Annotated in this window: 12 protein-coding genes; 9 read left to right on the top strand and 3 right to left on the bottom strand. The window is 41.7% G+C overall.

Going from position 1 to position 12,781, the window contains the following annotated elements:
• The first annotated feature begins 167 nt into the window (after positions 1–167).
• A complete protein-coding gene (gene rlmD, locus V7K69_RS17270) occupies positions 168–1,574 on the top strand; it encodes a 23S rRNA (uracil(1939)-C(5))-methyltransferase RlmD (RefSeq protein WP_335036423.1) in 1,407 nt (468 codons plus the stop codon).
• Between the two features lie 391 nt (positions 1,575–1,965).
• A complete protein-coding gene (locus V7K69_RS17265; RefSeq protein ID WP_012407635.1) occupies positions 1,966–2,415 on the top strand; it encodes an ATP-binding protein in 450 nt (149 codons plus the stop codon).
• A 65-nt stretch (positions 2,416–2,480) separates the two neighbouring features.
• On the opposite strand, the gene V7K69_RS17260 is transcribed toward V7K69_RS17265, so the two are convergent.
• On the bottom strand, positions 2,481–2,756 hold the full coding sequence (locus V7K69_RS17260; RefSeq protein ID WP_041565907.1) for a DUF6439 family protein: 276 nt from the start codon (positions 2,754–2,756) through the stop codon (positions 2,481–2,483).
• Between the two features lie 104 nt (positions 2,757–2,860).
• On the opposite strand from V7K69_RS17260, the gene V7K69_RS17255 reads away from it, so the two are divergent.
• The 3 genes from V7K69_RS17255 (at position 2,861) to V7K69_RS17245 (ending at position 5,096) form a co-directional block, all read left to right on the top strand.
• Positions 2,861–3,223, top strand: a complete 363-nt coding sequence (locus tag V7K69_RS17255; protein WP_335036420.1) for a hypothetical protein — start codon at positions 2,861–2,863, stop codon at positions 3,221–3,223.
• A 95-nt stretch (positions 3,224–3,318) separates the two neighbouring features.
• Positions 3,319–4,710 carry an asparagine--tRNA ligase gene (gene asnS / locus V7K69_RS17250; RefSeq protein ID WP_335036418.1) on the top strand — a complete coding sequence of 464 codons (1,392 nt, stop codon included), beginning with the start codon at positions 3,319–3,321 and terminating at the stop codon, positions 4,708–4,710.
• A gap of 239 nt (positions 4,711–4,949) precedes the next feature.
• Positions 4,950–5,096, top strand: coding sequence for an after-VIT domain-containing protein (locus V7K69_RS17245; protein WP_335036416.1), 147 nt, complete (start codon positions 4,950–4,952; stop codon positions 5,094–5,096).
• Positions 5,097–5,126: 30 nt separating this feature from the next.
• Here V7K69_RS17245 and V7K69_RS17240 read toward each other — a convergent pair whose 3' ends face one another.
• Positions 5,127–5,591 (bottom strand): hypothetical protein, encoded by a 465-nt coding sequence (locus tag V7K69_RS17240; RefSeq protein ID WP_335036414.1) that lies wholly within the window; start codon positions 5,589–5,591, stop codon positions 5,127–5,129.
• A gap of 400 nt (positions 5,592–5,991) precedes the next feature.
• Between V7K69_RS17240 and V7K69_RS17235 the strand changes: the two genes are divergently transcribed.
• Positions 5,992–6,624, top strand: a complete 633-nt coding sequence (locus V7K69_RS17235; protein WP_335036413.1) for an esterase/lipase family protein — start codon at positions 5,992–5,994, stop codon at positions 6,622–6,624.
• A 57-nt stretch (positions 6,625–6,681) separates the two neighbouring features.
• Here the strand turns inward: V7K69_RS17235 and V7K69_RS17230 are convergent, their stop codons facing one another.
• Positions 6,682–7,113, bottom strand: coding sequence for a VOC family protein (locus tag V7K69_RS17230; RefSeq protein ID WP_335036411.1), 432 nt, complete (start codon positions 7,111–7,113; stop codon positions 6,682–6,684).
• 604 nt (positions 7,114–7,717) lie between these two features.
• Between V7K69_RS17230 and V7K69_RS17225 the strand changes: the two genes are divergently transcribed.
• The 3 genes from V7K69_RS17225 (at position 7,718) to V7K69_RS17215 (ending at position 12,397) form a co-directional block, all read left to right on the top strand.
• Positions 7,718–8,563 carry a DUF92 domain-containing protein gene (locus V7K69_RS17225; protein ID WP_335036409.1) on the top strand — a complete coding sequence of 282 codons (846 nt, stop codon included), beginning with the start codon at positions 7,718–7,720 and terminating at the stop codon, positions 8,561–8,563.
• A 400-nt stretch (positions 8,564–8,963) separates the two neighbouring features.
• Complete coding sequence (locus V7K69_RS17220; protein WP_335036407.1) at positions 8,964–9,746, top strand: peptidylprolyl isomerase; 783 nt, start codon at positions 8,964–8,966, stop codon at positions 9,744–9,746.
• Positions 9,695–12,397: a type I secretion system permease/ATPase gene (locus V7K69_RS17215; RefSeq protein ID WP_335036405.1), complete on the top strand. Its 2,703-nt coding sequence runs from the start codon at positions 9,695–9,697 to the stop codon at positions 12,395–12,397. Before V7K69_RS17220 ends, V7K69_RS17215 begins: the two co-directional genes overlap by 52 nt.
• The last annotated feature ends 384 nt before the right edge of the window (positions 12,398–12,781 follow it).

Genomic DNA, 12,781 nt, shown 5'->3' with positions numbered 1-12,781 from the left:
TGAAGAGATAGGAGCTACTTATGTATTGAATTGAAACTTTTGGGGAATTGGGAGTGGGGTGTGAGAGAGCAGGGGGAGCAGGGGAGGCATGGGGAGAAGAACTATTGATTATTGACCTATGCCCAATGCCCAATGCCTCATGCCCAATAACAAATGACAAATGACAAATGACTAAAATAATTTGGCAACAGGGTGAATTAATTGAAGTGACGATCGCTAACCTGAGTGATACAGGTGATGGGGTGGGACGCGCTGATGAGCGTGTAGTTTTTGTCCCAGATACTGTACCGGGCGATCGCGCCATTATCCGCTTGGTTCATGTTAAACCAAAATACGCCCACGGGAAGCTCCAGGAGCTATTAGAGCCATCCTCACACCGTATAAGACCCAATTGTATTGTGGCGGACAAATGCGGTGGTTGCCAGTGGCAGCATATTAATTATGACTACCAGCTAGTAGCCAAGCAAAATCAAGTTATCCAAGCTTTAGAGCGCATTGGCGGTTTTGTCCAACCACCGGTAAATCCGGTACTCGCCGCCCCTTCTGCTTTGGGCTACCGTAATAAATCTACATATCCTTTGGGTACATCGGCAACAGGGCAGGTACAAGCTGGTTACTACCAAAAAGGTAGTCACCAATTAATTAATTTAAATCAATGTCCAGTTCAAGATGCGCGATTAAATCCCTTACTTGCCGAAGTTAAGCAAGATATTCAACGACAAGGTTGGCAAATTTATGACGAACAGCGTCATCAGGGAAAAATTCGCCATCTGGGTTTACGCATTGGCCGACACACTGGAGAAATGTTGTTGACTTTGGTGGTGAAAGATTGGAATTTATCAGGAATTGAAACTCAAGCCCAGGAATGGTTAAAGCGTTATCCGCAGTTAGTGGGAGTATCGCTCAATCGCAATGGCGATCGCACAAATGCTATATTTGGATTAGAAACTCGTTGCATCGCTGGAGTCCCTCACCTGCGTGAAAACTTTGCTGGACTGGAATTTCAAGTACGCCCAGATACATTTTTCCAAGTGTATACAGAAACAGCAGAGGCACTATTGCAGATAATTCAATCAGAACTCAATCTTCAAGGGCATGAGTTGCTAGTTGATGCCTACTGTGGTATTGGGACTTTAACTTTACCCCTCGCCAAAAAAGTTCGTATTGCTACAGGATTAGAAGTGCAACCAGCAGCAGTAGAACAAGCTATTTTGAATGCCCACCGTAACGGAATTGATAATGTGACTTTCATTGTCGGGGCAGTAGAGAAATTGCTTCCCAAAATGGGCACAATACCAGAAGTAGTAATACTCGATCCGCCACGTAAGGGGTGCGATCGCGCTGTCATCGACACTTTACGGCAACTGAAACCATCTCGGATAGTTTACGTCAGCTGTAAGATATCTACCCTCGCCCGTGACCTGAAATTGCTTTGTGAAGATGGGCAATATACCATCACACGGGTACAACCTGCTGATTTTTTTCCTCAAACTGCTCATGTTGAAGCTGCCGCATTTCTTGTGCTATCACATTTGCACAAGGATAGTAATTCCTTTACAAAAACTGAAATTTGAAAATTTTAGTCTAGTGCATACTAAAGATGCTAAAATTGAATTAAGCTGAAAATAAAAATTCCTTTTCGTTTAAATAAATTCAAGTTGCATAGGTTCTTATAAATATGAATTGGATTGTGTGAATGACAAATCGGCAATTAACTAGAGTATCCCAATACTCGGTCAAATTACTAGCATCTTTTTAAGTTGCTAACATCATTATCAAAACTATTGCAGCCGTTATATATCCAAACAATCTCAACTCATACTATAGGGCTAATGCTCCCTAGCATTTTCAAAATTTAGTTTTAAAGACGCAAGTTTGAAGGCAGCATGACCACCTCAAGTTTTATCAGGGTGCCTGTAATAGCAAACTGATGTCTAGCTAACTGAAAGCTATGGGGTTTCTCTTGTGATTACAATTTCACTCCGTCCAGTTGCACGTTATTGGGGCACTATTAGTTTTGCCTCAACTCTCTACCTTTGTCCAATCTTAGATTTACTATTGGCAGAAATTCCAGCCAAATTACAAGCAGAACTGCGGCTAGGACTTCAAGAAGCCCTAGTAAATGCAGCTAAACATGGCAATAATCTTGACCCAAGTAAAACAGTTGTAGTCCGTTTTTCCTTAATTGATAATCAATATTGGTGGATAATATCAGATCAGGGTAGTGGCTTTACTCCTTCATCTACTATTGAAGAAGAGCCAACAGACTATTTACCACCAGATGAATCAGAAAGTGGTCGTGGTTTATGTCTTCTCCACCAAATTTTTGATCAGGTAGAGTGGAACCGCAAAGGCACAGAATTAAGGCTTTGTAAACAAATGGAAACTCGCCGGGGACTATCTCTGCGGCGATAATAGGGGAGTGGGGAAAGTTATTATTTTTTTGATTTTTTTATTCCCTACTCCCTACTCCCTACTCCCTACTTACCGTGAGTCGGACAGGGAGGGGCGGAGATGGAGCGATCTAGCCAACCAATTGCCTGTTCTAATCTAGCTTGAGCTTCTTGTGGCTGATTCTTTAAAAGATACACAATTGCTGCTGCCACTTGTTCATTAGCGCGAGAATTGCGGTTAGACTTGAGGCGATGCCAATCGTTAGGGGAAATACTCAGTCTTTCCATGAGGGCTTGAGCTAATTCCAGAGTACTAAGTTCATTCAGTTGACTGGTTTTCGGCAGCTGGGTAGATTGGGACATAATTATGAGTGCTGAGTGCTGAGTATTGAGTGCTGAGTCAAAACTCATAGTTTTAATTTTGACTATTGGCAGACTCGCCTTTAATCTTAGTTTACTACTTGTACATGAAGCCGCCAAAACAATCACAGCCGTCAGCAGAAAATTCTGAACCAGATTTTGAACAAGAATTAGAGGAAGTAGAGCGATCGCTCCTATCCTTAAAAGAGCGTTACGATCAAGTGCAACGCGATCGCCAACAACAGGCACAATGGCAACAGCGCCAGGATCAACTAAAGCACAATAAATCTCAGACACCAGAAATCAAAGCCGAGTTACGGCAAATTCAACAGCAGTTGGAAAGGCTAGAAGTGAACTTAGAAAGCCAGTTATTTTCTTGGCGTAGCCTGAAAAAACCTTTCTGGCAAGTCGTCCGCTTTGGTGGAATGGGCGTTATCATAGGCTGGATATTAAAGTCTTATGCTGGATAAATCCAATTTTGGATTTTAGATTTTGGATTGGGTTAAATAGTTAAGATTCTTTAATATTTTTACTTACTAAATTGATGAAATATAAGTTGTAAGATATGGCAAATCGACGGATTGCAGAAATATTGCGAAGTGGCCAACCTGATGAGTCCCTCCAAGTTCAAGGCTGGGTGCGAACGAAGCGCGAGTCCAAAGGGTTTGCTTTTATTGAAGTCAATGACGGCTCATCACTAGCTAATTTGCAAGTCGTCATCAATCAGGATTTGCCAGACTATGAAGCTATATTGAAAAAGCTGAATACGGGTGCTGCTGTTGAGGCTACAGGGGTACTGGTGGCTTCTCTGGGTAAAGGACAGCGAATTGAGTTGAAAGCCGAGTCCGTGAAAGTTTACGGAGAAGCTGATCCCGATACATATCCCCTGCAAAAGAAACGCCATTCCTTTGAGTTTCTGCGAAGCATTGGACATTTGCGATCGCGTACTAATTCTTTTGGTGCAGTTTTCCGCGTCAGAAATGCTTGTTCGGCAGCAATTCACCAATTCTTCCAAGAAAGAGGCTTTTTGTGGGTACACACACCCATCATCACCGCTAGCGACTGTGAAGGCGCAGGTGAACTGTTTAGCGTTACCAGTTTGGATTTAAAGAATATTCCCCGCACAGAAAACCAAGCAGTAGATTACAGCCAAGACTTTTTTGCGAAACCCACATATTTAACAGTTAGCGGCCAGTTGGAAGCGGAAGTGATGGCGATGGCGTTTAGTAACGTCTATACTTTTGGCCCTACCTTCCGTGCAGAAAATTCCAACACCTCCCGCCACCTAGCAGAATTTTGGATGGTTGAGCCGGAAATGGCTTTCTGTGACTTAGAAGGCGATATGGATTTAGCTGAGGCGTTTCTGAAACACATTTTTCAATATGTGTTGGAAACTTGCCCAGAAGATATGGAATTTTTCAATGAACGCATTGATAAATCTGTGTTGACAACAGCCGAAAATATTATTAATAATCAGTTTGAACGTTTAACTTATACAGAAGCCATCAAAGTTTTAGAAAAAGCTGATGTTAAATTTGAATATCCTGTGAGTTGGGGTTTAGATTTACAATCAGAACACGAACGTTACTTGGCTGAACAACAGTTTAAAAAGCCAGTAATTGTTACAGATTATCCAGCCCAAATCAAAGCATTTTATATGCGTTTAAACGACGATGAAAAAACCGTCCGCGCAATGGATATTCTCGCACCCAAAATTGGCGAGATTGTCGGTGGCTCCCAGCGTGAAGAACGCCTAGAGGTTTTAGAACGCCGCGTGTTAGCGCAAGGATTAAAGCCAGAAGATTTGTGGTGGTATCTTGATTTACGTCGTTATGGGACTGTTCCCCACGCTGGTTTCGGACTGGGTTTTGAACGACTCGTGCAATTTATGACGGGTATGGGAAATATCCGCGATGTCATTCCTTTTCCGCGTACACCACAAAGTGCTGAGTTTTAGTTTAAATGGTAGACCTGGCTATTTATAATCCAATACAGTTCAGATAAGACCAAAACACTTGTAGAGATGGCGATTTATCGCGTCTCAAAACCCCCGATTTTGTACAAGTAGCGCTTTGAACCGTATTGATTTATAACCGCCAGGTTTTTAAATTTTGGGGATCAACAAAAATCCAGTTAAAAACATTTATCATCAACCTACAAGACCAAAAAATTGGTAAAATCCGGCAAAATGCCAGAATGTCAGGACGAGTAGTTTTGGATGAAAAAACCTTTACCTTAAAAGATGAAGTTGTAGTGGAGAAAATTAAGCGATCGCTCCTAGTTTGGAGAGTTCCTCCATCTACAACTGGCAAAGTTGTCTTAACCTTGCGGATTCACATTTAACTTGTAGATACGGGCAATTTCGCCTCTCTATCAATTGTTAGATGTGTTAGGCGTTTTAACCTGACGTGCCATGTCTAGGTAAGCACTCATATTCGCACCTGGACGGCGACGACCATTAGAGCTAGTAGTCGAAGGAGCAAGATATTTTGGTGCAAAGGTGGTTTCAGCCGGTGTTTTTGGGCTAACGGTAGCTGCTGCTTTAGCGGGTTCAGCTTTGACAGCTTTACCATTCTGAGATGCTTCTACTTTGGTCTTTGTCGCAGTTGTGGTTGCTTTAGCAGTTTGAGGTTCAGGGCTTTTGGCAGCCGGAGATACTGCTGGTGCCGCAGCCTTTTTACCGTTTGATGCTGCTGGTTTCGATTGACTGGTTGCTTCATCCAGTTCTAAGAAGTAACCATTGCTTTGTTTTTTACCAGGTAACAACCCAGTCACGAAACCAAGAATCCCAGTCACGAAACCGAGAATCCCTGAAATTAACTTTTTGATAAAATCCATTACAATTACTCCTGCCTTGTATATTTTGAACTCGACCGTAATTGTTAAAAATTACGAAAAAATGTAACATTTTCTGCTTTGGTGTCAACTCGTTCTGGTGACAACCATTATAGATTTGTGCTTAATCAACATTGTAGTAAAACTATAGGGCAAATGTTCTTTATGCAAGCACTTGCGACCTTCATACACCGAGAACTAATTATTAAATTTTACTGTAACGAAGAGCAAGATTCTGAAAGCAAGCTTTATAAAAATTAACACTTCTTCGTTTGAAAATTATTGATTGGAAAAAAGCAAGGGGTTTACTTTTAACCACTGGGAGGAGTGTCATAGATTGTTCGCAGATAGCAAAAGCACTCAGTTACATTTTGTACAGACTTCATTCAACTAGATTTGAGAGATGAATACTGAAAATCAGCAGCGCAATCCTGTGTTACTGGTACACGGCATTGACGATACGGGGTTAGTTTTCTATAAAATGGCAGGTTACTTAGGATTACAGGGGTGGTCTGTATATTCTTTGGATCTGCTTCCTAATAATGGTGATGTGGGCCTTGATAAATTGGCAAAGCAGGTAGCCGATTATGTTACAGCCACCTTTGCACCAGAACAAGGGCTAGATTTAATAGGCTTTAGTATGGGAGGAATTGTCAGCCGTTACTATATTCAGCGACTAGGAGGAATTAACCGCATTCAGAGATTTATTACGATCTCTTCACCTCATCATGGAACTGTTGTTGCTTATGGTTCTCAGCGTCCTGGCTGCGTACAAATGCGCCCCGACAGCATTTTTCTCAAGGATTTAAATTCTGATGCTGTAATATTGGAGCAATTAGATTTTACTTCGATCTGGACACCTTATGATTTGATGATTGTGCCAGCGAATAGTTCACAAATGCCCGTAGGAAGCGAAGTAATAATACCAGTTGCCCTACACCCTTGGATGCTAACAGACCCAAGGAGTTTAGCAGCAGTAAAAGCAGCTTTAACAAAACCTATTAAGCTGCCCTTTCTGAAAAAAGCATCCAGTTAGTAGCCAAGATACTTACCACCCTGAATCTATTCTATTCATCTTTAAATTACGAATTACTTAAGTCCTATCCCCAATTTGCGTATGTTCGTAACTCCCAAAAATCGCCTCTGGGTGACGATAATACTTGAATTCCATAAGGTTATAAAAAGGATCTTCTAAAAAGAAAGTGCGATGTTCAAGAGGAGAACCAACAAAGCGATTTTTGGTTTCTTCACGAAAAAGTAGCTGTTGTTGTTGTGCCCTTTCTAGTAAGTTTTGCCAGTCACGTTCTTGGGTAAAAATTAGTCCAAAGTGTCTGGGATATATACTGTGTTGCGGTATCAAGGGTTCTTTGGTTATATGAGCTACTAGTTGATGACCATAGAGATTTAGAATCAGCGCGTGATGGTTTTCACGACCAGGAATACAGCCCAAGCCATCCACATAATATGCTTTTGTTTGGGCAATGTCAGTCACAGGGAAAGCAAGATGGAATATAGTTTGGCTCATAGCTTCGGGGAAAGATATTAGTAGTTAATGCTATCTACAATTTATTCTGTTAAGTTTTGATTGTCGTCAACTTGAACACAGTTTTAGCTGACAATAATTTATATCCTTGATCTTTATAACTAAAACTAGGGACTGACTACCATTCAGTCACTGCAACTTGTGGCTAAAGACTTCGCCCTACATTTACATAATTTACACTTAATTTTTTAGGTGACTCCTTTCTCTTGTGCAGGTATATTAATTAATGTTTGCCTGAGCAGACACTCAGTAACGGAGATTTCAAAGCTGACACCTTTATGATAGATGGTGTGTTGAGAACTTAATGCACCATAATAAAGTGCTTTGGATCAGTTACTAGAAGAGTCCACCTAACTAAACAAAAATTTTGCATTTTATTTAATCCACCTTCTTTAATAAATATTGCAGTGTATATATAAGACGTTGTTTGTAGTTTTACACTCAGCTTTGAGGGTGATGGAATGCAATTTAGTTAACAATACAAACATATTACTTTAACTGGAGAGGTTTCAGGAACTAAGCACTAAGCATGACAAATTCGTTATTCTGTTCATGTTAAGACAAAATTACTCATGATTAATTGCTGATGTCATCCTTAATTGGTTCTGTTAATCCCTGGTTGGTGGCAGTAGTATTAAACACAATTCTATTGGGTTTAGCTTGGATTGCCCCGAAAAAGCTACTTACGCCTGCTGGATCATTTCATGCGTGGTTTCTGGCCATCCTAATTTGGGTAACTTTAGGCTGGCAAGGATATACAGTAGTAATGTTCTATTTTCTGGTTGGTTCTGGTGTTACCCGCATCGGTATGGCACAGAAAGAGGCTGAAGGAATTGCCGAAAAGCGCTCTGGGGCAAGGGGCCCGGAGAATGTCTGGGGTTCAGCTTTGACCGGGGCGTTGTGTGCCTTGGGAGTAGGGATAATAAATTCGGGATTTCTTGTACCTAGTTCTCAATACTTCGACTTTGCTCAGTACAAGTCTTTAGTTCCCAATACTTCGGCAACGCTCAGTACAAGTCTCCAGTCTCTATTATTACTAGGCTATGTAGCAAGTTTCAGTACCAAACTAGCTGACACTACTGCAAGTGAAGTTGGTAAAGCGTATGGTAAAAGCACCTTTCTAATTACCACACTCAAACCAGTGCCTCGCGGTACAGAAGGAGCGGTCAGCTTGGAAGGGACTTTAGCTGGTATTGTGGCTTCTGTAGCGATCGCATTTGTTGGTTGGGGAGTTGGTTTAATCGATCTATTAGGAGTCGCTTGGTGTGTACTGGCGGCATTTATTGCCACTAACATAGAAAGTGTGATTGGGGCAACACTGCAATCTAAGTATACTTGGCTGACTAATGAAGTAGTAAATATTTTTAATACATTAATCGGTGCGATCGCGGCTGTGCTACTTTCCTGGACATGGGTAAATATCATTAAGTAGATTGAGCATTGGGAATTGGGAATTGGGTAAAACCGTTCCTCTTCTCCCAGTTCTGAGTAAAGAAGTGAGATTTTCCACCCAGCACTAAGCATGGTCTAAAGGCCCTGCTACTGCTAACAGCACTCAATACCCAATACTCATGAGGGACAGTGGTAGAAAATAAGCAATCTGCTTTACTACTGCACTACCGATGATATTTTCAATCCTGTTTTGTCCCCGCTAGACTGTAAACATAATCATGGAAAATTATTGTATTGAGTAGCTATATAATTTTTTGACCGTTTAGATGTAATTAGTTCATGGAATCTTTATCATTGTTATTTATCAACGACCAGATGATCTCTATATGATTTAATTTAAAAGTCCTATAAGTGTTTAACCATTTTCACATAATTAATTCATGGAATCTTTATCATTTTTGACAATTAATGACCAAATAATTTCTATTGAGGAAGCTGTAAAGTACCTGCAAGCCTCTGGAAAATTGGGGCAGTTCATTGGGGATATTCTCCGCCAGCACGTAATTGAGCAAGAAATCCGAACACGAGACGATATTGAAATTGGTACAGCAATAACCGAACAATCCATTATTGACTTTAGACTTAAAAATCAACTGACTGATCCCCAAAGTTTTCAAGAATGGTTAAAGAGCAATAACACAGATTACGCCGCATTTCATACATCAGTTACTTTTGGTTACAAGTTAGAAAAGCTGAAAGCTGTAGTCACGGAAGGAAAAATCCAAGAATATTTTATTGAACGCAAAATTTTTTTGGATCGGGTGGTACTTTCTCGGATAGTTGTTAATAATCGAGAATTGGCAGACGAACTACAAACCCAAATTGAAGAAGGAGGTAGTTTTGAACAACTAGCTAAAGAGTATTCTCTTTCAGATGACCGAATTGTGAACGGCATGATGGGAATAGTCAGCCGAGGAAGTATGCCGGATATATTACGGGCAGCTATTGATGTGGCAAGTCCTGGACAATTAATAGGACCAATAGAAATCGTTGGCAAAGACTCTCCCCAAGGAGAAGGACCTTATGGTTTGTTTCGAGTAGAACAATTTCTGCCAGCGTCTTTAGAAGATACTCAACTCAAGCAAGCACTACAAAATGAGTTATTTGAGAAATGGCTAGCAGAGAAAATTCAAAAACTGACAGTCAAGCTACAAGTGAGTTAAAAATTCTGGATAATGAATCTTTACGATTAAAAGTGCTAGCTTCTTTGCCTTGGAATCAGCCGCCGCTATGTTGGCTGACTCCCGAACAACAATCCCAATTGGAAAATGAGTGTCAAACTCGTCAGTATCGTTTGGGAGAAAAAATTTGGTCTAATGATGTCGGTCGTTACCAATTCTTAATTGTGGCTGGAAAAGTTCGCTTACGAGAAGAGGGAGTTGGCAAACCTTTGGCAGCCCTAGAAGTGGGGGATTGGTTTGGTGATTTACAAAAGTTGTCTGCGGATTTTAAAGCTGTAGCTGCTAGCAAAGAAGTAATAGTAGTGTGTTGGGATACAGCCCTGTGGACAGAATTTTCTAACCCCCAAATTCAGGAATTTTGGCAAGTCTTACCAGTGGATATGGAGGGAGAAAGAGAGACATTTTCCTTCTCTTCCAATCCTTCAGTAAGATCAGTCTCAGATGGGACTTCCAGCCCTCACAGTCTCCAACCCCAAAAACGACTCCCAGCCGCGAATTTAATCATCTCAAATTATCCATTTGTTGCTAGCTGGAATACTGCGGCTGCTTGTTTAACAATGGTGGCGCAACAGCTAGAAAACTCTGTGCAACTGGAATGGGTGCAACGTCAACTCAGAGGACAAAGCCCAAAACAGGTTGTGGAAGCAGGAGAAAAGTTAGGGTTAGTGTTGCGGCGGTTACAAGTGAGTTGGGGTGAGTTGCGACAGCTGTCATTTCCAGCTTTACTATTGTGGAATTCTGACTCACCCCAGAGTCCATCCTGGGTGGTGGCTTATGGAGTTAAGGGCGATCGCTTAATTATCGCTAACCCTCTAAATCCCGATCGCATTTGTGAAAGCTTACCGCAATCCATAGTTGAGGCATCGTGGGATGGACAATTGTGGCAAGTAGAACTCATATCTAAACAAGAAACATTTAACCTCAGTTGGTTCACCCCAGCAGTTTGGAAGTATAAGGGATTACTAACAGAAGTATTATTAGCATCTTTTACCTTGCAGCTTTTGGGGCTAACAACACCACTAATTACGCAAGTAGTTATTGATAAAGTCATGGTGCAGGGGAGTTTGCCGACTCTTGATGTCATGGCGATCGCACTTCTTTGTGTAGCCATATTTGAGTCCGTACTTGGCATTCTGCGCCTATTCATCTTTACCCATACAGCCCGCCGTCTGGATTTAAGTTTATCAGCACAGCTATTTCGCCATCTAATGCGTCTGCCTTTGGCTTATTTTGAGTCGCGGCGCGTCGGAGACACAGTAGCACGAGTCCAGGAACTCGAACAAATTCGTCAGTTTCTCACAGGTACAGCATTAACTGTGATTCTGGATAGCATCTTTGCTGTGGTGTACCTGGCATTGATGTTTTACTATAATGTGCCACTCACCTTTGTGGCTTTAGCAGTACTGCCACTGTTTGCGACTTTGACGATAGTTGCAACACCAATTCTGCGTAACTGGCTCAACGAAACTTTTAACCGGAGTGCCGATAGTCAATCCTTTTTAGTAGAGACAATCACGGGGATTCATTCCGTTAAAGCCCATGCAGCCGAACCAGTAGCCCGCGATCGCTGGGAAGGCTTATTTGCTCGCTTCATCCGCACAGGTTTTAAAGCCTCTACCACCTCCAATATCAGCAGCAACATTGGTGACTTCCTGACTAATTTTTCCACGATGCTGATTCTCTGGTTTGGAGCCAAATTAGTCATCGAACAAAAGCTCACAATTGGACAGCTAGTTGCCTTTCAAATGCTATCTGGCAGAGTCACGGGCCCACTTTTGCGCTTAGTACAGTTATGGCAAACCCTCCAACAAGTGCTACTTTCTGTAGATCGCATTGGTGATATTCTCAACGTCTCCCCAGAAGCCGAACTAGGAACTGGTCTAGTTTTACCACCTCTGAAAGGACAAGTCACCTTCGAGCAAGTATTTTTCCGCTACCGGCCGAACTTTGAAGCAATTCTGCGAGGAATCTCTTTCAATGCTGAACCAGGGCAATTTGTTGGCATTGTCGGACGTAGCGGTTCTGGGAAAAGTACCCTGTCTAAGCTATTGCAACGCCTCTATCAAATTGAATCAGGACGCATCCTAATTGATGGTTTTGATATTAAAAGTGCCGATTTAGCGTCACTGCGGCAACAAGTTAGTGTAGTTCTCCAAGAAGACTTTTTATTCAACGGTTCTATTTTGGAAAATATCACTCTCGGTACTCCCGACATTACCGCAGAACAAGTGGTAGAGGCGGCAAGACTAGCAGTAGCACACGACTTCATCAGTCAATTGCCCTACGGTTACGAAACCAATGTGGGTGAACGCGGTACAGCTTTATCTGGCGGACAAAGACAACGTATTGCCCTCGCAAGGTTATTTCTTTCTCAAGCGCCGATTTTAGTTTTGGATGAAGCTACCAGCGCTTTGGATAGTGAAACTGAACAACAAGTACTACAAAATCTGCAAAAAGTTTCCGCTAACCGTACTGTGTTTCTGATTGCTCACCGTTTTGCCCCTCTCAAACGCGCTGATTTGATTTTGGTATTAGAACAAGGCGTGATTGCCGAACGTGGGACTCACTCAGAGTTATTGCAACAAAAGGGTTTGTATTGGTCACTATATCAACGCCAGCAAGCAAACATTTAGTAGCTTTAACAAGCTGTTAACTTGTGCTTATTTGATGCCTGAAAAGCCGCTTAATGCCAAGATTATACCGATGAAAGTTTTCGGTAGCAATGGCTCAGGTTATGGTAGTGCGATCGCAAGTGGTATTCGTTGTGCAGTCAATAATGTGGCATAGAATCATCCCTTAAGTGTCGTTTATCAAAGGTAAAATGCAATTTCTATAAGCGGGAGAATGAGTGGCATTTGCTACTCATTATCCCGCTTTTTTATAATTAAGCGTATTCTAAATCAATACCATTCAGTTAAGGACAAGACTTAGCGAAAATTAAGAAAAAACGAACCGCAAAGGCGCAAAGGACACAAAGGAATAAGATTTGCAGAGAGTTTTTGCGTAAGTCCTGAAAG

Source organism: Nostoc sp., assembly GCF_036917775.1.
Classification (GTDB): domain Bacteria; phylum Cyanobacteriota; class Cyanobacteriia; order Cyanobacteriales; family Nostocaceae; genus Nostoc.
This window is presented reverse-complemented; position numbering and strand designations above follow the sequence as displayed.

Coding starts and splice junctions, on each gene's coding strand:
- rlmD (WP_335036423.1), top strand. CDS start 168: ATGACTAAAATAATTTGGCAACAGGGTGAATTAATTGAAGTGACGATC.
- V7K69_RS17260 (WP_041565907.1), bottom strand. CDS start 2,756: ATGTCCCAATCTACCCAGCTGCCGAAAACCAGTCAACTGAATGAACTT.
- V7K69_RS17255 (WP_335036420.1), top strand. CDS start 2,861: ATGAAGCCGCCAAAACAATCACAGCCGTCAGCAGAAAATTCTGAACCA.
- asnS (WP_335036418.1), top strand. CDS start 3,319: ATGGCAAATCGACGGATTGCAGAAATATTGCGAAGTGGCCAACCTGAT.
- V7K69_RS17245 (WP_335036416.1), top strand. CDS start 4,950: ATGTCAGGACGAGTAGTTTTGGATGAAAAAACCTTTACCTTAAAAGAT.
- V7K69_RS17240 (WP_335036414.1), bottom strand. CDS start 5,591: ATGGATTTTATCAAAAAGTTAATTTCAGGGATTCTCGGTTTCGTGACT.
- V7K69_RS17235 (WP_335036413.1), top strand. CDS start 5,992: ATGAATACTGAAAATCAGCAGCGCAATCCTGTGTTACTGGTACACGGC.
- V7K69_RS17230 (WP_335036411.1), bottom strand. CDS start 7,113: ATGAGCCAAACTATATTCCATCTTGCTTTCCCTGTGACTGACATTGCC.
- V7K69_RS17225 (WP_335036409.1), top strand. CDS start 7,718: ATGTCATCCTTAATTGGTTCTGTTAATCCCTGGTTGGTGGCAGTAGTA.
- V7K69_RS17220 (WP_335036407.1), top strand. CDS start 8,964: ATGGAATCTTTATCATTTTTGACAATTAATGACCAAATAATTTCTATT.
- V7K69_RS17215 (WP_335036405.1), top strand. CDS start 9,695: ATGGCTAGCAGAGAAAATTCAAAAACTGACAGTCAAGCTACAAGTGAG.